The organism is Methylophaga sp. UBA678 (genome assembly GCF_002299105.1).
GTDB lineage: Bacteria > Pseudomonadota > Gammaproteobacteria > Nitrosococcales > Methylophagaceae > Methylophaga > Methylophaga marina.
Genome location: NZ_DBNG01000012.1, coordinates 79,740 through 101,200, shown reverse-complemented (window position 1 = coordinate 101,200; position 21,461 = coordinate 79,740). Strand labels below are relative to the sequence as shown.

General features: G+C 45.0%; 11 protein-coding genes. 5 read left to right on the top strand and 6 right to left on the bottom strand.

The genetic code is table 11. The features are described from left to right. Positions 1–238: 238 nt before the first annotated feature. Together B3014_RS07245 and B3014_RS07240 are read right to left on the bottom strand one after the other, a co-directional pair. Positions 239–2,698, bottom strand: coding sequence for an EAL domain-containing protein (locus tag B3014_RS07245; RefSeq protein ID WP_289243349.1), 2,460 nt, complete (start codon positions 2,696–2,698; stop codon positions 239–241). A 4-nt stretch (positions 2,699–2,702) separates the two neighbouring features. Continuing rightward, positions 2,703–4,355, bottom strand: a complete 1,653-nt coding sequence (locus B3014_RS07240; protein WP_289243348.1) for a FecR domain-containing protein — start codon at positions 4,353–4,355, stop codon at positions 2,703–2,705. A gap of 447 nt (positions 4,356–4,802) precedes the next feature. Between B3014_RS07240 and B3014_RS07235 the strand changes: the two genes are divergently transcribed. Continuing rightward, positions 4,803–5,531 (top strand): Crp/Fnr family transcriptional regulator, encoded by a 729-nt coding sequence (locus B3014_RS07235; protein WP_289243347.1) that lies wholly within the window; start codon positions 4,803–4,805, stop codon positions 5,529–5,531. A 41-nt stretch (positions 5,532–5,572) separates the two neighbouring features. Here the strand turns inward: B3014_RS07235 and recD are convergent, their stop codons facing one another. Genes recD through recC form a run of 3 tightly spaced genes read right to left on the bottom strand, consistent with a single transcriptional unit; the run spans position 5,573 to position 14,023 of the window. Then, the gene (recD, locus tag B3014_RS07230) at positions 5,573–7,321 is read right to left on the bottom strand and encodes an exodeoxyribonuclease V subunit alpha (RefSeq protein WP_289243346.1); all 1,749 of its coding nucleotides are present in this window, start codon (positions 7,319–7,321) and stop codon (positions 5,573–5,575) included. Then, the gene (recB, locus tag B3014_RS07225) at positions 7,314–10,799 is read right to left on the bottom strand and encodes an exodeoxyribonuclease V subunit beta (protein ID WP_289243345.1); all 3,486 of its coding nucleotides are present in this window, start codon (positions 10,797–10,799) and stop codon (positions 7,314–7,316) included. Before recB ends, recD begins: the two co-directional genes overlap by 8 nt. Continuing rightward, on the bottom strand, positions 10,796–14,023 hold the full coding sequence (recC, locus tag B3014_RS07220; RefSeq protein WP_289243344.1) for an exodeoxyribonuclease V subunit gamma: 3,228 nt from the start codon (positions 14,021–14,023) through the stop codon (positions 10,796–10,798). Before recC ends, recB begins: the two co-directional genes overlap by 4 nt. Before the next feature lie 261 nt (positions 14,024–14,284). On the opposite strand from recC, the gene B3014_RS07215 reads away from it, so the two are divergent. From B3014_RS07215 to B3014_RS07205, 3 genes are all read left to right on the top strand, one after another. After that, positions 14,285–15,769: a hypothetical protein gene (locus tag B3014_RS07215; RefSeq protein ID WP_289243343.1), complete on the top strand. Its 1,485-nt coding sequence runs from the start codon at positions 14,285–14,287 to the stop codon at positions 15,767–15,769. Between the two features lie 173 nt (positions 15,770–15,942). Beyond that, positions 15,943–16,770, top strand: coding sequence for an alpha/beta fold hydrolase (locus tag B3014_RS07210; protein ID WP_289243342.1), 828 nt, complete (start codon positions 15,943–15,945; stop codon positions 16,768–16,770). Between the two features lie 70 nt (positions 16,771–16,840). Next, positions 16,841–17,809, top strand: coding sequence for a bifunctional methionine sulfoxide reductase B/A protein (locus B3014_RS07205; RefSeq protein WP_289243341.1), 969 nt, complete (start codon positions 16,841–16,843; stop codon positions 17,807–17,809). A 47-nt stretch (positions 17,810–17,856) separates the two neighbouring features. Here B3014_RS07205 and B3014_RS07200 read toward each other — a convergent pair whose 3' ends face one another. Then, complete coding sequence (locus B3014_RS07200; RefSeq protein WP_289243340.1) at positions 17,857–19,944, bottom strand: TonB-dependent siderophore receptor; 2,088 nt, start codon at positions 19,942–19,944, stop codon at positions 17,857–17,859. A gap of 313 nt (positions 19,945–20,257) precedes the next feature. Between B3014_RS07200 and B3014_RS07195 the strand changes: the two genes are divergently transcribed. Next, positions 20,258–21,433 carry an AI-2E family transporter gene (locus B3014_RS07195; RefSeq protein WP_289243339.1) on the top strand — a complete coding sequence of 392 codons (1,176 nt, stop codon included), beginning with the start codon at positions 20,258–20,260 and terminating at the stop codon, positions 21,431–21,433. The last annotated feature ends 28 nt before the right edge of the window (positions 21,434–21,461 follow it).

Below are 21,461 nucleotides of genomic sequence, written 5' to 3'. Positions count from 1 at the left end.
TAAAATTTCTCTCTCTTGAATTGAAATAAAGCTAAAACAGTTTTGTGTTTCAGCTTTATATTCAACCTATTAGATAGTGCCAAAATGCTTGTATTAGCACAATCAGTTAAGTGACAGGAAGAAATCAGAATGGTTCAGAGGAAAAAAGAAGTGAGCATAGAAATCAAAACAAACGCCGAACATATCCATAAAATCATGGACTACAAAACATATGGAGTCGCTTAAAACATCTGTCTGACTAAGCAACCTCAGCTTGCTCTTTCATCAGTTCAATCAACGCTTGCGCCGGAATCGGTTTACTGAATAAATAGCCTTGCAACTCATCACAGCGATGCAGACGGAAGAATTTTGCCTGTGCATCTGTCTCAACCCCTTCAGCAATAATACGAAGATTGAGTCGTTTAGCCAGGTCAATAACCGACAAGGTAATTTCAAGTGAACTTTTATCTTCAATATCACGAGTGAAACACTTGTCGATTTTCAAGCAGTCCAGTGGAAACAGTTGTAGGTGTTTGAGTGACGAGTAACCTGTACCAAAGTCATCAATCGCCAAACTCATACCATGTTTTTTAATATTCATCATCGCTTCAACGGCGGTATTCATATTTCGCATCAGCGTGCTTTCAGTAACTTCAAGCTCCAGTCTTGATGGATCAATATGGCTGCTTTTTAATATCTCGGCAATATCATCAGCAAGCGACATATTGGCAAACTGTAATGGTGATAAATTCACAGCAATGCGAATATGTTCCAGTCCGGCTTCTTTCATCAGTTTAAGATCGTCACACGCTTTTCTAAGGACGAACTCACCCAGAGAGTTAATCAATCCTGACTGTTCTGCAACCGGTATAAAAGTCTCTGGTCCAATTGATCCTAAGTCTGGACTATGCCAGCGTAGTAAGGCTTCTGCTCCGATTATCTTTCCTGAGCTGGCTTCCACTTGAGGTTGATAGCAGAGTTGGAATTCGTTCCTCTCTAATGCCCCTGTCATCGCTTTTTCCAGCTCGACTCGGGCTTGTATTTCTTCACCGATATCGGCCGTGTAGAGACAAATCGGTAAGGACTCATCCATTCTGGATTTAAACATCGCGGTGAAGGCTTTGCGAAGTAATTCCGAGCTATCTCTGCTATCCATTGGCCAGACACTGATACCCATATTCGGCGACAGCACAATTTCTTCATCCAGGTAATGAAAAGGGGTTTGAATTTGAGCCAATAAAGCATTCGCTGATTGTTGAATAGAGGCAAGATCGCTTTGTCCAGAGAGTAAAATTGCAAAATCGTCTTCTTCTAAATGCGCGACAAAGACCTCATCTCCTACAGCCGCTTTAATACGGTTGGCTATTACTACCAGTAAGGAGTCACCAATTGCACGGTGAATCACACTTATCGCTGATTCATGCTTATTCACATGAATAATGATCAAAGCGGTTAATTTGGCCGGTTGGTCGAGTGTGCCTAGTTTGTATAGCTCTTCCTGCAACGTAATGTGATTGGGTAAGCCAGTAATAATATGCTGTCTAGCTTGTGCATCTAACTGAACAATCAGTTTTTCAATAAAACGATCCGACATACGGTTTTGCCAGACAGTCCATAACGGCCAGGCGATGGCTGTCAAAATGAATGCTGTCGCTGGAGCAAACCATAGTTTGTAAACCAACAATAAAAACAACGAACAACTGAGAATAAAGATGAGGCTACAAACGGCTGTTATCAATGAATATCGCAGTGGTGACAGGACGATAGCACCCACACTTACTATAATCAGCAGTATGGTTAAGCCGGACTGCATGGACGGCGATAACTCATACAAGTGTGAATCTTGTAAAAGCGTATTCATCTCCTGAGAAATAATCTCAACCCCTGGCATACGTTGATGAGAGCGACTGGCTGGTGTTGAAATCATGTCACCGATGCCTGCTGATGTTGCGCCAATTAATACATACTTGTCCCTGATAAGCTCTGAGTCGACACGCCCCTCCAGCACATCTTTGAAAGAAATACGTTTGGCGAGATTGTCAGCGGAAGTAAATGACAACATCATTTTATGGCTTCGTACCCAACCTGCTACCGAGTACTCACTCAGGGGCTGACTTGGTGAACCATAATCACCCGCATCCTCCCCTACTTTAAGCATAGCCAACGCAACATTAGGCCAGTGGGGATTACCCAGTCCTGTATATAGATAAAAATGACGATTAGTACCGTCAATATCCAATTCCACATCAACATGCCCCAGAGCCGCTGCGGCTGACGCTAATAAGGGAATGGGTAAACGTTCAACAATCAGAGAATCAGAGGTTTCTTTGATGGGCGCCACCACTAGCACCGTGTGTTGATTCTGAAGCATAGCCTGAGCGAGAGACTGATCAGCATTACTGTTGATTTCAGGCTCAGAAAAGATCAAATCAATGCCAATAGCTTTTGGCGACATTTTTTGAAGTTCTTGGAGTAATTTCGCATGCTGGTGACGCGACCAAGGCCACCTTCCTAATGCCCGTATGCTGGCATCATCAATAGCAATAATCACAATTTGCTCACTCATTTTCGGTGAATGCAAAGGCAGCATCACGTCGTAAATCAGCAAGTCTAATCGTTGCAGTGTTTTTTTCTCAGATAAGAAAAACCCTGCTGCAACAAAAAAAAGAACTAAAAATGAGCCAATAATCCAACTACGATGAGAGTCAGAAAGCCTCACAGTATTAGATAAGAATAATGGTAAAGATAGTCCACAAACCCAAAGGCCAGTAGTTCACTGGTTCTTCAGGCAGAGGCTGGATAGTTTGTGTCGAACCCCATGGTCCTTCGTAGCCATCCTGCTCAATACTCTTGACACGAAGATAGCGTTCATCCCCCTTAAACGGTTCAAATGCATATTCAGCTTTATCAATTGTTTCATCAATAATGATGTCATTGAATGCCTTATCATTTGCAATTTGCACACGATAATTGGGTTGGCCCATCCCAACATTCCAGCTAGCGACTAACTGACCACTCTCTTCTGCCGAGACAGCCGCTTCAACTTTCTCAGGAATCGGTTTGATTTGATACGAACGTGCTGGTCCGACAGGCCCAACTTCACCGTCACTAGCAATACTGGATAAACGCCAGTAGTAATATCCCAATGCTGATAAAGAGGCAGTATCAAATTCTGAATCACTGAGCGTTTTGTCCAATAGCGGCAGGGTGAACTTGTCATCAGCTGCGATTTCAAGGCGATAGGCTTTAGCATTATCCGCTGCTGTCCATTGTAAGCTGGGCGACTGCTCACGGAAAACCTGCTGATCTACCGGTTTCAATGCAATCGGTGGTTGCGGCTGAGCATTAAGCTGAATCATGGCCTGCTGATTAATGCCCTCAAGCCCCAGTGAGTCAATGGCACGAACGCGGACAGCGTAGTGGCCATCGAGCAGATCGGGAAAAGCAGCACGATTGTATTCAGTGATGCCTTCCCAAACCAAGGTGTCAAAATCATTTTCTGTCGCTACTTCAACTCGATAGGCTTTTGCCCCAGCAACTTCTGACCAGGCTAATCGCCAATTGATTTCAGTGATGGTGTCAGGAATTGGCTCAAAAATGGGGGCAGGCAAAAGTGCTTTTGGTGGCAAAGGTGGTTGACCAGTGGCCACTTGGGTTCCATAACCTTTGTTCACCAGTAATTGCTTGTTGGCGCCTGAAACAGCGACCTTCCCGTGTAAGACTTCTATATTCGACTTATCGCCATTATCCATCACCAATGCTCGGTAAACCGTACCTCGAACAGCACTTATAGCAGAGGGTGTTTCAATTTCAAATCGTGAACCAGGACCCACAGCAGGCGTGACTTTTGTGTCCATACGGCCTTTTAACAAGTTCAGTCTGGAGTCGACCATGCCGGTGACACCATGAGCACTTAAATGGTCAAAATGCACAAGACTATTCTCATGAAGTGACAACACTGACTTATCGGCAAACTCGATAGCCACACTACTGTCATCCTCTGTCGATAGCTGATCACCAAGCTGCATTAACGATCCGACTTTTGCTGGCTCCGTTGTCGAGCTTCTGGCACGTTGAATTTCAGCGATACCGGTAATGGAGATAATTTTTGCAGCAACCGGATTGCTGCGAATCCAGGCTAGTGGCACACGGATTCTGGTGCCAGGCTGTAAACGTTTGGGATTCTCAATATTATTCAGTTTACGTAACTGTTCAAACCGGGTGACTTTATCAAGATGTTGTTCGCTTAGATTCCAGAGATTGTCTCCGTCAACAACGGTATAAATCCAATCCTGGGCATAAACACTACTCGAACACAGCAACCAGATAATAGCTAAACAGATAAACCGGTAAACACTAAGACATGACTGTTTCATTGACGGTCCCACGTTCAAATAGATTTGTCTTTCGAACTATATACTAGCACTCTGCTTAAATACAAAAACACTGTTTTCCTAAAAAATCAGGTGTGTCTTATAAAACGAGATGATGAACTATGCATAGACCTTTGTGTGACTGAGTCTCATCTCTGTCTGTGAAGATAAAATGCCCTGCCTCTCACAGATAATTTCCGATTTTTTCAACAATTTTCTATCAATTTAACAATTGTTAAAGACGGAGCATTCAAATAGCCATATCTTGGCGTCCTTGATGATCAACAGTCACTTTATCCCAAGGTTGGTGTGAATTTTTGATGATTGATATTTATTTCATCGTTCATCTAAAACGCTCAGCAATTTATGAATGATGATTATCGGAGACATGCTTTCCCCCATTTCCGAGGGAAGTAGCGCTTTCATTTAACATTTTTCATGTGAGTTTTAATGGATCTAGCTTTTGGTAATGTACGGAGTTGTATCGTTCATCAAATTGAACGGGTGGTTGATTTAACGGAAGATGAAGTCAACTTACTGATGACTCTAGAAAATAATGAACGTGAATTTCAAGTCGGTGAAGAACTGACACGTAAAGGTAAGTACAACAATTATTTCTATACACTCCAGTCAGGTCTGGCATGTGCCATCAAAACTCTGGCTGATGGCCAAAGACAGGTGTTGGATATTTTCCTGCCAGGACAAATTATCGGCTTACAAGAAATTGGATTGAAAAACTCATTCACAGAGTTTCGTGCGTTAACGAGGCTGAAAGCGCATCCATTTCCTAAACAATCACTAACGAAAATTTTTGAACAATCTCCTAAGCTGGCTAAAATTTTCTTCACCATCATGGCCAGAGAGCAAGCTATGTTAATTGAGAGAATTGTCAACATCAGCAGGCGAAATGCGCCTGAGCGACTAGCTCATTTTCTGGTAGAAATGAAAATGCGCCTGGGATCATGTGCTTGTGATTTTCATCTGCCCATTAATCAAAGCCTGATTGGTGACACGCTCGGGATCTCCTCTGTTCATGTCAGCCGTACCTTAAAACACTTACGTGATTTAGGATTAATTGATAATAAACAGGGTCATATAGTGATAAATGATCTTGATGGACTGATAAAATTGTCCAGTTTTGATAGTGGCTATCTGGAAACGTTAGCTGAGTGGAATTAAGCATCTAACGCCAATCAGAACAGACTTTAAGCACGGATTTTCTAAACACCATCATCAGCTTGCTTTAACTGTTTATTTAAACCACTTTCACGTTGATGTCGGGTTTGAATGGTGTGACGCAGCGTGCCTTCTTTACTCAGAATAAACACCTGTTGTTTGGCTCGGGTAATCGCGGTGTACAGCAGTTCACGATTAAGAATAGGGCTGATTTCATCCGGTAATAAAATACTGACGCTATCAAACTCTGAGCCCTGGCTTTTATGCACCGTCATGGCAAAGGCGGTTTCATGAGCGGGAAGCCGGTTAATCGGTACCCAACGTACCTCCTCATCAAAACAAAAACAGGCGCGGAGCTGGCCGCTATCGTCATACAAAATAATACCGGTATCGCCATTAAACAGCCGTTGCCGATAATCGTTTTGGGTGATCATGATTGGTCTGCCAGCATAAAACGGTAAGCTGGTTCGCCAGCCGCGTTGTGCTAATAAACGCATCAACAAGCGGTTAACCGATAACACCGATTGTGGCCCTTGTTTTAAGGCGGCCAAAATTCTGAATGAATCAAACGCTTCTACCACCGTTTGCGGGGTTTGTTTAGACTCAACCGCGTCGATAAAGGCTTGGTACCCCTTTAGAAACCGTGATTGCTGTTGCTTTTCATCCGTGTCATACCAGATGTCACTGGCTGCTGGATTCAATAACGCGAGTGACGCTAACACATCACCATCATTCACCTGTTTAGCTAATTGTCCGATAGTACTGTCTTTATCAAAGCGGTAACTGTGTTGCAGACGCACAAAGCTATTGAGCAAAGTGGATGGCGCTGATGTTTCGGTCACTGGAATCTCCAGCTCAGGAAACTGCTCACTAAATTCAGCGGTGAACTGCCCTTGTTTACCTTCACTTAAATTTGCCAGCACTGCACCCGACTCAACTGAAGCTAGTTGCTGACTATCACCTAATAAAATCAGTCTGGCTGACGGCGATAAAGCTCGCATTAATTTGGCCATCAAACTGATATCGATCATTGAGGCTTCATCGATAATTAACACATCTAAAGGCAGCGGTCGTTCAGCATGGTAACTGCCCTGATCGTTATGCTCGGTAATACCCAATAAACGGTGCAGCGTTTTAACCTCATAAGCATGCTGCGTACTAATGGATTGCTGCAATCTGGCAGCCGCTTTACCTGTCGGTGCAGCCAAACCAATATGCAGCTCGGGAGATTGCTGCTGCAAACTATTGAGCATGCTTAATACTATCGTGGTTTTGCCCGTGCCAGGACCACCGGAAATAACGGCGAACTGTCTGCTCAATGCCACCGCCACAGCGATTTTTTGCCAGTCTGGCCCTTCAATCACACTGGTCCATCGGCCTAAATCCTCATTGAGCTGTTCAAGATCAATATCATTCACAGGCTGTAAACGTTGTTGAATCAGACTGGCAACATCCTGCTCATCACGATAATAACGATAAAGGTAAAGCAAACCTTGTTCTGTCAAAATCAGCGGTGTGTAATCGCCGGGTTGCCCGACTGTTTTGGCTAATGACAAGATTTCCATCCAGTCATCAACGATTTCAGGTAATACCGATTTCAGTGGCTGACAAAATGTCGGTAATTGCTGCAAATTCAGACAAACATGACCTTCCGCAATCGCTTCAGACAATAATGCTGCCGTGATACTCACTACTGGGCGCATGCCCTGCTCTTTACGATCAATATAAGCGGCAAACTGGCAAGCTAATTCGCTTAAACCGTGCTGCTGTAATAACTTCAGCAAATCAGACATCGCCTACCTCAGACATGCACAAATCAAGTGCCTCAAGTAATGCTGGCGATGGCCGCTCAAAATACACACCCGATTGTCCCCAATCAGGATGCATGCCACGAATGAATAAGTAATAGACCCCACCAAAATGCTGTTCAGGGTCATAGTCAGGCAATCGTGTTTTTAAATAACGATGCAAAGCCAGGCTGTAAATCAGATATTGCAATGGATAACTATGTGCCACCATCGCCTCATCCAATAGCGCTTGTTGATAGTTTTCTGCCTGAGTCCCTAACCAATTGGATTTATAGTCAGCAATATAAAAGCGACCATCCTGCTCAAAGACCAGATCAATAAAGCCTTTCATAAAGCCACTCAAATCGGCGAAATGTAATGACTTCACTATAGGATTGAGAATCGGATAATCAGCCACAAATGGCAGTAAGGTGTCTTTTAAATGTTTTGTTGTTAGATGCGTCACTGGAAAGAAAAATGCCATTTCATCTAAACGCTGATGTGGCTGAATATCACGTAAGGTCAATCCGCTTTGCTTATCTAATGACGTGGTGACAACGGCCTCTAACCACGATGACACGGTGGCAGACCATTCTGTATCAATGCCAAATTGGCTCAATGTTTTATCCACCAGTAAGCTGAGTTCTTCATTCTGCTGCTGGAAATCCCAATGCTCAAATAAGCTATGTAAACAGGTACCCGCATTAGCGCCTTTTGGAAAACCAAAACGATCCTGGCGTGGTTCACTGTTAGGCGTTTCGACTGGCAGCAATGGTGCGTCATGGTCTGGCAACTCCATATGCTGGCCATGACTGAGGCCAGTAAAGCTGCCGATATGCCATGGTGTCTGAATCAGCCCCTGAAACTCTCGGGCCTGTAATGTCTCTGCTGTCGTTTCAGCTTGTTTGACAATAGGTGCTGCTTCCAGGTCCCAGTTCACCGTATCCATATTCGTGTTTTGTGCATTGACCATCTCCTGCAAATCTTGCTGCATCTGACCCGCATCAACACTCTCTAACTCGGGATGAAGTAGCTGAAACAACGCACTCTGCTGCACATTTTTCACCGGTGCCCAGACAATCACACAGCGCTCACGAGCACGGGTCAATGCCACATAGAGTAAACGTAAATCCTCGGCTTGCTGTTCTTCAGCCACAATCGGCTGAGCTTCAGAAAAACCAGGTTCACCAAATGCCACACAGGCTTGATTATCGTCTTCACGATGAAAGGTCATCACGGTAGGTGATTGATTAAACTGGCTCTGATGCCAAAGGAAAGGACAAAACACAATCGGGTATTCCAGCCCCTTACTGGTGTGGATGGTAATGACTTTGACCAGTTGCTCATCACTTTCCAGACGGATCTGAGCTGCATCGCCACTTTTATCGGCCGCCTGACGCTGTGAAGCTAACCACATCAAAATGGCTTCCGTCGTATTATTGCGGCGGGTCGCATGTGCCTGAATCAGTTCGGCTAAATGCAATAAGTTAGTTAATTGCCGTTCACCATCAGCAAAAGCTAACCAGCGACGCTGCACATCCAGTGCAGCAATTAAGGCACGAAACATCACAATAAATCCGGCCTGCTGCCACTGCTCGTGCAGAGAAACAAAAAAGTCAGTTTGTTGTAACCAAAGCTGTTCGTCTTGTTGTAACTGGTAGATATCCAACGCCGTTTTGGCAAATAGTGGCGTGGCTAAAGCTGTGGCAATCAAGCTGTCATTGCTTGGTTGAGCAATCGCCATTAAGACCCGCTCCAACATCACTGCTTGAGGGGTTTCAAACACACTGTCACGCGACTGTTGCACACTGTTCACACCACGAGCCCGTAAAGCCTGTTGAATCGTTGTTGCTTGTTTGTGACTTCTGACTAAGATCGCAATATCACCACCATTCAAGCCACGCTGGCTGCCCTCTTTATCGGTCAGTATGACCTCACCAGCAGTAGATTGATTTAATAAATCAGCTATCTGATCAGCTGTAATATCTGCGGCGTTTTGCATCATATCACTGACATTAAATGGCTTGTCATCTGCCATCCATACCCACGATAAGGTCGACACGGCTTGTCCAGTGATGGTTAAACACGCCTCGTCAGGACGTGCAGCCTTGACCGCTAGAAACGGAATATCTTCATATAAAAATGGCTGCGGCACGCGTTCGAACAGATGATTAACGGCCTGCACTAAACGTGGATGTGATCGCCAATTAGTATCCAGATTAAACTCATTGCTAGCAGCATGTTTGGCTTGCAGATAGGTAAAAATATCAGCGCCACGAAAGCTATAAATCGCCTGTTTAGGATCGCCGACAAAAAACACGGGCTGCTGCGTATTAGCAAAAATCGTGTGAAAACAATCGTATTGAATTGGATCGGTATCCTGAAACTCATCAATCAATGCTGCTTGAAACTGTTCACGAATTTTAGCAATCAGCTTATCTGCCTGCGGTCCGTGAAGCGCCTGTTGCAGATTAAGCAGCAGATCATCAAAAGCCTGCAGTTTTAATTGCTGCTTGCGTTTTGGTAGCTCACTCGCCAGATATTCCGCCAACTGCTGACGTAGTTGTTGCAGCTGTAATGATCGGGCTGTTTGCAATTGTTGCTCAGTATCAAGCAAAGCATCACAAGCCCGCCATAAATCGAGTTCAGGTAACTCCTGACCTTTTTTTAATGCCTGAGTCAGTTCAGCCTGACCAAACTTGGCAAACTTCTCAAACAAGCCCGCCTGTTTTCCGGCCTGCATCAGATTATCCATTTCAGCAATCCAGCTGCTGACACTGGCAGTACGATATTTATTACCGTTAAGTAAATTTTTGTCCTGCAATACAGCAATAGCTTGTTCACGCTGTAGCCACCACAGCGACTGAACGTGATCGAATTGCTCATTAAATAAACTTTGTAATGGTTCGGTTGCCATCTCAGGTAATGGGATGACTTCAAGATAAGGCTTGCCGATCACACTGCTCACCGACTGCAATAAGCTTTCCGGATTTTGGTGTTTTTGTAATAAATATCGAGCAAAGGCTTTATCAGCCGAGCTAATATGGCGACGCCAGAAATCATCAGCTACCGCTTGTCGAAGTTCTTGTTCGTCAGCCACCATTTCCATATCAAAAAAATGGCCGCTCTCAAATGCAAAATCTTGTAGGGCTCGCTGACAAAAACCGTGAATGGTGTAGATAGCGGCTTCGTCAAAACTTTGAATCGCCAGTTGCAAACGTTTAATCGCCTGAGGGTCCGCCTGCTGTTGTTGGCTAAGCTGTTTACGCTCACTCACCAATCTTGCCCGTAAACGTCCTCGTAACTCTTCGGTCGCTGCACGGGTATAGGTCACTACCAAAATCTGGCTGACCTCCAGTTTTTGTTCTACCACCAGTCGGCAATAAAGCTCTGCCAGCGTAAACGTTTTGCCAGTACCAGCACTGGCTTCAATCAGATTAATGCCTTTGAGCTCAACCGTATTCACATCAAATTGGGCGCTCATAATTGCCCTCCCTCAATGTGTTGTTGAATCGGCTCGTACACTTGCAAAGCAATGTCGGCAAAGCGTTCATCCAGAGGATTAGCAGGAAAACAGCATTGGTAATAGGCATCATCCTGCTCAGCCATCACAAATTCACCGGCTGGGGCCCAGGTGCGTTCAGCAGCTTGCTGGGCTTTTTCTGGTTTATCACTCAAGGCTTGTTTGGCATAAGCCAGACTGGTTTTATCAAACAAAGGCAGTGGTTGCTGACAGCCTTGCCAATATAAGTTCAGATAATGTTCTAATAAAAACTGAGCGTCGATGACTGGGGTGAAGGTGATCTCTTCATCTTCAAACACCAATTGTGTTTCCAGCGTGACGCCCTCGGGTTTAAGAATATTAAGAATCAAATGCTCTAACCAGCCGTTGATCAGATCTCGTCCTTTTTTACGAGATAAACGATATCTCAATAATCCTGATGCACTCAGCTTATCAAGCTGACCACTCAGCGTGAATTTACCAATTTCTAATTCAAATGGCACAGCAGGAAGACGCTGCTCAGTTAAATATGGCGTTAAGGTATCAATAAACGCTTCGACTTTCTGACTCTCCTGTTGCAGCCATTCATCACCAAACTCACCTTGCGGTAACATGCCCGTCGCCTGCACCAGCTCAGAAATATTCAGATCCGGCGTATCACTCAGTTTGTTTTCTAATAACCACTGCCGCAGTTGCCAGGCTTCCAGCCCGTTTAATTCAAAGGGTTCTCGGCTGCTGAGTTCATCTTCATCCAGTTCCAATCTGACTCCCAATCGTTCACGACAAAGAAACCGGGCCGGATGCATAAAGAACTGATTCAGTTGCATCAAATTGATATCACGCCATGCGTCATCCGCTTCTGGCAATGGCTCTGCAAACCACAATTGTGACTGGCTATCTTCAGATGAAACCGGACATTGCAGAGCATTAAAACTAAACAGTTTGTTATGTTGCTGATCAAAATAACGACGGCTAAATGCCTGTAATGGATGATGTGTCACCAGCTGGTTTATTACCGACTGGCCTTGCTCATCGATAAATCTCTCACCTAGATAATCCAGTAAATCACTAATCAACACAGACGGTGGGATCTCGGCATTATCGGTAATGCTGGCACCGATATAACTGATATAAAGTGTTTGCTGAGCTGATAATAAGGCTTCGAGGAACAGATACCGATCATCATCACGGCGAGAACGATCACCTTCACGATGATGGTGTGCCAGCAAATCAAAGCCTAAACTCGGTTGGCGGCGTGGGAAAACATCATCGTTCATTCCAATCAGGCATACCACATCAAAAGGTATGCTCCGCATCGGCACCATGCCGCAGAAGGTGACACCATGCCCCATAAAACGATGACTGTTATCCAACGGTTCCAGGTGAGATTGCTGCCAGCTTAAGATCACGTCAATGCCAAGTGGTTCATCAAATCCGGCCAGTTCAGTACTTTCAATCATACGATCGAGCTGGGTACGAATAGAAATCAGCTCGCGTTCTGCCAGTGGATCATCCAGATGCTCGGCATCAAAAAAACTATCCAGGCACAGATTAAGCTGCTGTTGCCAATCCTGTGGTGTACGAGGCTGAGCTAACCATTGTCGCCAGTTATCCAGTGCCGCAATAAACTGCGAAACTGATGCCACAATTCTGGCTTTATCGCCACTAATGCCATCCATCGCCAGTTGGCCATCAAACAAACGCCATGGCTCGCCCTGCTCTGTCAGTGGCATCGCATAGCCCAGTAACAAACGATCTAATCCGGCACGCCAGGTATTGGCGTCATTAGCAGGTAAATCTAATGCCATTTTATCTTTGCCATCATGGCCCCACCGAATCCGGGTTTGCTGACACCATTCGCGTAGCCATAACAAAGCGTTTTCATCAAGCTGGAAACGTTGCTGGATGGCCGGACATTCCAGTAATGCCAGCACACTTTCCACATCAAACCGTGACTGTGGCAAAGCCAGAATACTGAACCAGGCATTGAGCAAAATACTTTCCTGCTGGCCGCTGCTATCAGCAATACTAAAGGGAATAGCGTGGGCAGGATCAGCTGCTCCGAATACAGCTTCAATCCACGGTGCATACACATCAATATCCGGCGTCATCACCACAATATCGGTGGGTGATAAATCAGGGTGCTGTTCAAATAAAGCCAGCAATTGATCCTGCAAAATTTCCATTTCCCGCATCGGGCTATGACAGACCTGAATCAGAATAGAATTATCGTCAGCACTCGCCACTTGCTGCTCACCGACCTCCAGCTCAAACATATCGCTTTTCAACATGCCAAGCATGGTGTCTGGTATGGGCTCAACAAAACAGGTCTCAGCTTCATGAGGCAAGTCCTGACATTGGCGAAAAAACTCCTGACCTTGTTTGCCTAAGCTTGCCAATAAAGGGTGACCCACATCCGCATTCAATTCTGGTTCGGGATCGTCCAGCATCAATTCCAACTGCTGACGTTGTTGCTGTTTGGGGTCGATCAAATCCCCCCAATAATGCTGACTGGGTGATAAATAAAACAAGGTGATATCGACAAACTTCGCCATCAGGGCAAAGGTCTGTAAATAGACAGGTGGCAGCGAAGAAATACCAAAAATACTGAGTCGTTCTGGCAGACCTGCAGGCTTTTCTGTGGCTGTTTGTAAAAGCTGATTGAGCTGGTTTAACAATCTGGCCCGGTGCATGGGTTCAGCATCGTCAGCCGTTATTTTCTGCCATAGATGCCCTTGCCAGTTTGCGCTTTCTCCCTGCTCCCACTCAGCTATCCAGTCCGGTCGATACATCAGATATTGGTCATAGGTATCGGCCAGCCGTTCGGCTAACTGGAAACGCTTTAACTCATCGGCTTGTTCACCTAAGTACGCTGCAATCGCCTCAAACTCGGGCTCATTGGCTAACTCAGGCAGCATGGCAAATAAACGCCAGCTAATCGGCGCTTTAGCATAGGGAGAATGTAAAGGAATATCGGGCCAGATTTGCCGAAACAAACGCCAGATATAGGCCGAAGGAAAAGGGAACTCGGTATTGGCAGCAATGCCTTGTTCATTGGCGATAAATAACGACAACCAGCGCGCCAGCTCGTTACTTTGCACAATAATATTTTCCTGCTCAAACGGACTGAGCGGTTCAGACTGAAGCTGTTCAGCAAGCCAGGCAGCAAGTTGTCTGCTGTCATTACTGTACACAATCTTCAGCATGTGGATTCCTTCACGTCAAAAGCCACATATTACGGGATGTAGCGGTTGAAACAAACTGCTTTTCTGATTCTTTGCTTAACTTGGTCTCATCGAATTGTTTTCGACAAAAGCATCATTGATACACACTTAAAATTTATATTCGCTAGCATATTTTATTTTTCTCATTTGTGTCATAACTCACATTAATTCCAAAATTCATAACATTGTCATAAAGCATCACTACTCTAGCCATCGATATCCATTATCTGACCTGGAGGTAACGTGAAAAACACACACAAACTACTTTTTGTTTCGATGCTAGCAGCACTCTACAATGCACCGGCTATGGCGGCGGATTGTGTTGAAGGTGGCACAAGCGGCTCACCCACTCTGCTATGTACTGCGACAGACAGCAATAATATTGATGACGACCGCGACAATTTATCTGTGACCGTTGAAAACGGTGCAGAGCTGGTTGATGCCAATGATCGTCCAGTGCAACTGGAAGGTGCAAACCAATCTATCGTCAACTATGGCCTTATCGAAAGCGGCGATGATGATGCGATTCGCGGTAAAGGCAACAACCTGACCGTTGATAACTCAGGCACCATTATTGGTGGTGACCGTGGCGTTCGTCTGCAGGACGATGCTGACAACTTCACGTTAATTAACCGTGAAACAGGCATCATTTCAGCTGAGAATCAGGCCGTCAGATTAGATAACGATGCCGAATTGGAAAATGCCAGCATCACCAATTACGGCCTTATTGAAAGTGAAAAGGGACGTGCTATTCAAAGCCGCGGCCCAGGCACAACAGTCGTGAACTACGGCACTTTACGTGGTGATGAAGAAGTCATCGAAGCACGTGAAGACTTCACACTTGAAAATCACGGCACTATCGCTTTGAATGGTTTGTCATGGGATGCAGGCACTCAAACATGGACAAATGCTGGCGCGACCGATGATGAAGACGGTGTGCAATTTGCCGGCGGTACAGCAGATAACTACGGTGTCATTCTAGGCACGGACGACGGTATTGATATTGACGAAGGTAAAGTACATAACCATGCTACAGGCGTCATCGTTTCTACCGGCACAACCAGTGACTCACTCAATGGTGGTAATGGTATCGACATCGATCCTTTATTCGAACCGACCAAAGGTGATGACCGTGTCGCAGGTCCCCTGACTATTGTTAATGAAGGTTACATCGAGGGTGTCCATGCCATTGGTGCAGACGAAGCCGCTACATCTGAAGTGACGGTAACGAACAGTGGCACTTTAGTCGGCCGCTCAGGCACCGCTATTCAATTTGCGCCTAACCAAGGCAACAGCAGCCTGACACTGACTGGCAACAGTGAAATTGCGGGCGATGTGATATTTGGTGGTGGTGACGATAAAGTCGTTGTTGATGGACTGACGTCCACATCAGGCTTATTAAGCACAGGCATTTTTGACGGTGGTGAAGGTATCAACAGCATTTTCTTCAATGATTTCGAGCTGTCAGATATTTTGTCATTTGAGATTTCTGATGCCCTCGTCTACTTATCATTAGGTGTGGATAGTGGCGAACTGTTATCAGGTAAGTTCAAAAACTTCTCATCATGGGGCTTCGGTGGTGATGGCATGTTCTCTACTGAGTATCTTGCTAGCCAGTTCTCTAACCCAAGCGCTGTACCATTACCAGCAGCACTGCCTCTGTTTGCTTTTGGTTTAGTAGGTATGTGGGCTGGCCGTTCACGTCTGAGAGGGGCTAAAGCAGCCTAATTTGGTTGTCATTTAGAGACCTGAGTTAGGGTCAGTGTAAACACTTAATATGGCGTGTTTGCACTGGCCCTAAATTATTTTTAAGCCGAAAAAACGCTTGTTAAGGCAACCACCATTCTGATTAGGTATGTTAGTGTCTCACTCATTATTTCAGTGTCAGAAAGAGGCCAGTTTTGAATTCTCGACATATTGTTTGGTTCACTTTTTTATTGCTGCTTCAGGCATGTTCCTCGATACCGACGACACAAAACCGCTCGGATACTGCATTACACTTGGCTAACAGCCAGGGCTGGCAATCACAAATCCTCACCACGTCTTCATTTCATTTGCAAAGCTTTGTTCCTAAAAATAGCAAACCATCAAAACGTTTAACAATTTATATTGAAGGTGATGGTTTAGCCTGGTTAAGCCGTCGAAAAATATCTTCTGATCCCACCCCGGTCGATCCGCTGGTACTCAAACTCGCAGTTCAAGATAAACAAGCGGTCTATCTGGCTCGCCCTTGTCAGTATGTGAAGTCAGACAGTTGTGACAAAAAGCTATGGACCTCAGCCCGATTTTCAACCGAGGTTGTAGAATCCATGAATCAAGCTGTGACTGAACTCAAAAATCAGTTTCAGGCTTCATCGCTACGCCTAATTGGTTACTCAGGTGGTGGTGCCATCGCTACTCTATTAGCCTCTGAACGAAATGATGTCGACCAATTGGTCACCGTGACAGGTAATCTTGATACAACAGCCTGGACAGAAATGCAGCATATTTCAGCGTTAACAGACTCACTTAACCCGGCAGATGCATGGCAAAAACTCACTGATGTTCCACAAATTCACTTTGTTGGTAGTGAAGACAAGATCATGCCTGAGGCAATTGCCAGATCGTATCAGCAACATTTTCCTGACGCGCAACAGCCTGAAGTCAGAGTGATTACTGGCATGACTCATCACTGTTGCTGGGCGGAACACTGGCCGGAGTTGTTAATGGAAATAAACACGTTCAAGTAAATTTTGTTTATGCCACTTTCACAACATTTATGTGTCAATACACGCAGAGCATAACAATCAAAGGATGAATATGACGAAGATATACCATAAAAATGACGCGGCCATTTCTGAGCTTGATGAACTGCAATATCATGTTACTCAGCAATGTGGTACCGAACCGCCTTTTAACAATGCTTACTGGGATAACAAAGAGCCAGGTTTATATGTAGATGTAGTGTCTGGCGAGCCTTTATTTACCTCGTTAGATAAATACGACTCGATGTCTGGCTGGCCTAGTTTTACCCGTCCACTCGACGCCAACAATATCACTGAGCATAGTGATGACACACTAGGTATGGTCAGAACCGAAGTGCGTTCGAAATACGGTGACTCGCATCTGGGTCATGTCTTCCCTGATGGGCCAGAAGAACATGGTGGCTTGCGTTACTGTATTAACTCGGCCAGCTTACGCTTCATCCCCCAAGACCAATTAGCTGCTGAAGGTTACGCTGACTACCTGCCCTTGTTTGACAATGACGAATCAACGGATACCGACACGATTGAAACAGCTATCTTGGCCGGTGGCTGCTTCTGGGGAATGGAAGAACTGTTCCGTCACCAACCCGGCGTGATTAATACCCGTGTTGGCTACACTGGCGGCCATGTGCCTGATGTCACTTATAAAGATGTAAAACAAGGCGACACTGGTCATGCTGAAGCGATTGAAGTGATGTTTGATTCTTCACAAACCAGCTACCGTGACATCCTGGAGTTTTTCTTTATGGTGCATGACGCCACCACCAAAAACCGTCAGGGGAATGATATCGGTGACAGTTATCGCTCGGCTATTTTTGTGGAAAACAGTGAACAAGCCAAAGTCGCCGATGAATTAATAAAAGAACTTGATGCCAGCGGCATTCTCCCCGGCCCTATCACCACCGAAGTCACTAAAGCCGGTCCATTTTACGAAGCCGAACCCGAACATCAGGACTATTTACAGCATTACCCCAATGGTTATACCTGTCATTGGATTCGTAAAGACTGGAAGTTGAAAAAATAAACCATCTTAATAAATCAGGGCATCAAATGATGCCCTGTTTTTAAAGATTAATACGTCCAAGTGACTGAACCGATGGCACTTCTTGGCGCTCCGTAATTAGCCTGTCCCCATTGAGGACTTTCCAGGTACTTTTCATCACCGACGTTATATAAGTTCAGTGCTACAGAGACATTTTTATTTAGCTGATATTGAGCAAATAAGTCGACTAAAGCATAACTTCCCTGAACTTCGGTATCACCATAGTAAATTTCATTCTGCCAACGAACACCACCGCCCACATTTAATCCGTTAAAGTAAGGAACTTGATAGCTAGCTGCTAACTTAAATTGCTTGGTTGGAATAAAGACGCGCGTGTCATCGCCGTTTTCATCTTCCATATCAAGATAGGTATAACCTGCACTCATATTCAGGCGGTCGAGAACCTCTCCAGATAACTCGATCTCATAACCTTTACTCTGTAACTCAATACCACGATAAATATTCAGGCCTGTTGCCACGTTACGTGTCACATATTCACCAAAGTTTTCTTGTTCAGATTCAAAGCGTGCAAGGGTCAATACAGCATTGCCATCATTAAACTCCTGCTTGATACCAAACTCACGGCTTTCCCCTTTTACAGGACCCAGTGGTGCCAGACTGGCATCAACCCAAGTTTGTGCTTTAAATACTTCACTGTAGCTGCCATAAAGCATCGTGCCGTCAATCACTTCATACGTTAAACCCGCATAAGGCACGGTTTCAGTATCGGACACTTTTTGAGGTGCACCATAACTTATCCCATCCTGATCAATCTTCACGGTGCGTGCTCCTAGCAATACAGACAGTCTGTCAGTTGGTCGCAGGCGAGTTGAAAAGTAAGCGGAATCTTGTTCTTGATCGATATCGGTAGATTGTTGGGAGGCATCATAAACATCAAATACTGGTTTTGGTGTCAACCCAGCTGACCAGTTGCCACCAATGGGATCATAATTCCATGTACTTGAATAAACTGAACGTCCAGTCAGCTGGATATCTGCGACATTAATCCCTGCAACCACTTCTTGCTCTCTGCCAGCTAACTCAAACTTACCGCTCACATATAAATCAAATATTTTTTCTTTGTCCTGCGCTTTGTAATCACTGGCCTGAGCAGTCAAACCTGACTCTGTAATTGGATCAGGATTGCCGGCTAAATACAGTGAGTTCCATTGCTTTTCTTGTTTGTTTTGGGTGTACATGGCTTTGATTGCCCAATCATCACCTATTCTTTGTTCCAACTCGATGAAACTTCGAGTTTGTTTCACATCTTGCTGAGCCCAGCTAGGCGCCGTATTGGTTGACTCATCGTAATCGGTCAATGTGCCATCACTATAGAAAAGTGGTAATGCTCCTGATGAGTTACCATCACTATGATGGTCGTTCACACTGTGAGAAAAAGTTAGCTCAGTGCTGTCCGTCAGATCTGCTGAAACAATGCCGTAAAAGACATCACGGTCTGTGGAGTAGCGATCAAGGTATGAATCTCCTTTTTCTTTGGCAACGACTAAGCGACCACGAACGCGATCATTAATAGGCCCGGAAATATCGGCATCAACACGACGAGTATTCCATGAACCATAAGAGGCTTTAGCTGATGCCTGAAATTCATCAGTGGGGCGTTTACGCACAAAATTGATGGTGGCCGAAGGATTAGCTAAACCAGTAATCAGACCACTCGCCCCTTTAATGACCTCCACTTTTTCATACATCGCGGTGTCATCGTGACCTTGTGTCAAACCATATGAAAAAGGCACACCAATGCCGTCATACTGAAAGTTAACGATATCAAAACCACGTGCGGTGTAGTACGTTCGACCCGTTTCTACCTGCTCCACCGTCACACCCGGCACATATTTCAGTAAGTCATTCACCTCATTTAAGGCAAAATCTTCAATCTGATCTTGTGAAATAACCGAGACAATCTGAGGCGTTTCAAAGATGGTTAAATCCAGTTTTGTTGCTGATTTGGTTTCCTCTGGTTCGCCATAAATGCGCAATGAATCCAGACTAATTGTTTCGCTAGACTCTAACGTTTGTTGAGCTGGTTCTGCATTCGCTAAACCACCATACAGCGAGACCAATGACAAGCTAATGGCATATCGTGTGCTCCGTTTCATATGTCTTATCTCATGATTTGTTATTTAAAAAATGACAGCACTTTACAGATCATAAAATCTAAACACAAATCATTATTATTTAATAACTAATATGAAAACACTGGCATTCAGTCTCCTAATTCAATCAAGTGAGTAAGTTTGAGAGTTTCCTGAGATGAAAAGAGTGATTCTATTTTTTCCAAATACATTTAAAAATCTGGCATGCTACGTATCAACTAAAAATAGAAATATTGAACAGAAAAGAGTTATATGAAATCTAGACAAAATATCAAACACAATGACCCAATTGGTTTCGACTTGAGGCAAGGCTGAGATGTCAGACGATATACAAAATAACCACACCATGCCAGCAGATGCCAGCCCCGAGTTAGTGTCAAACAATATACCTGCCACCAACATATTTAAGTCAAGTTCACACTGGGCAATAGTCGGTATATTTTTACTGCTATTACTGGGCAGTGTTGCTCACGCTCGTGATTTTCTCGTGCCGGTAGCGCTTGGCGTGTTACTGGCACTAGTGTTTAGTCCGGTGCGCCGTTTCCTTGAGCGCCGTCGACTACCACCAGCTGTCTCCGCATTTATTATTGTCAGTGGACTGATGACACTAATAGGCTTGGGCTTAAGTACGCTCGCTGATCCTGTACAGAGTTGGATTAAAGAAGCCCCCACCATCGGCTTTAAAATTGAACAGAAATTGCGTGGTGCCAACCAGTCAGCGAAAGAGGTCATTGATGCCGGTAAGCAGATTGAGCAGATCGCCTCTCTGGAAAACGAGACAGAGCAAGTACAAAAGGTCTCACCACGCGAGCCAGGAGTGCTTGTCAAACTCGCTACTTCGGTGCCTGAAATTCTGGCGCAAATGGTATTCACCCTAGTATTGCTGTTCTTTCTGCTGGCTTCAGGTGATATGTTTTACGAAAAGCTAGTTCACATTATGCCGACGTTTAAAGATAAGCGTAACGCAGTCAGAATTAGCTATGACATCGAACGCAAGTTGTCGAATTACTTATTCACGATCACCCTTATTAATGCTGTGCTTGGTATAGCGGTTGGCGTATCAATGTGGCTGCTGGGCATGCCAAATGCCATCCTCTTTGGTGTGTTAGCGTTCGCCTTTAACTTTGTGCCGTATCTTGGCGCTATTGTTGGCGTTGTGATCGCGGCCCTCGTAGGTTTGCTTACCTTTGACCATACCGTTGCCGCGCTGCTGCCGGCCTTAGCCTATTTGACGCTAACGATTATTGAAGGACAGCTTGCCACGCCTTATTTCGTTGGTCGGCGTTTAGAAATGAACCCCGTCGTGATTTTCCTCTCGGTCGCATTATGGGCCTGGCTCTGGTCGATTGTGGGTATGCTTGTCGCAGTACCGTTGTTGGTCGCTGTTCGCACCTTTTGTGAACATATCCCCAGCTTGCAGGCATTCGGTACTTTTCTCTCGGCACGCGGTAGCGAAAATTTTCATCCAGAAAATGCCGATACAGAAACCTGATGTGTTACTAGTGGAAGAATAGAGATAG

Coding starts and splice junctions, on each gene's coding strand:
- B3014_RS07240 (WP_289243348.1), bottom strand. CDS start 4,355: ATGAAACAGTCATGTCTTAGTGTTTACCGGTTTATCTGTTTAGCTATT.
- B3014_RS07235 (WP_289243347.1), top strand. CDS start 4,803: ATGGATCTAGCTTTTGGTAATGTACGGAGTTGTATCGTTCATCAAATT.
- recD (WP_289243346.1), bottom strand. CDS start 7,321: ATGTCTGATTTGCTGAAGTTATTACAGCAGCACGGTTTAAGCGAATTA.
- recB (WP_289243345.1), bottom strand. CDS start 10,799: ATGAGCGCCCAATTTGATGTGAATACGGTTGAGCTCAAAGGCATTAAT.
- recC (WP_289243344.1), bottom strand. CDS start 14,023: ATGCTGAAGATTGTGTACAGTAATGACAGCAGACAACTTGCTGCCTGG.
- B3014_RS07205 (WP_289243341.1), top strand. CDS start 16,841: ATGACGAAGATATACCATAAAAATGACGCGGCCATTTCTGAGCTTGAT.
- B3014_RS07200 (WP_289243340.1), bottom strand. CDS start 19,944: ATGAAACGGAGCACACGATATGCCATTAGCTTGTCATTGGTCTCGCTG.
- B3014_RS07195 (WP_289243339.1), top strand. CDS start 20,258: ATGTCAGACGATATACAAAATAACCACACCATGCCAGCAGATGCCAGC.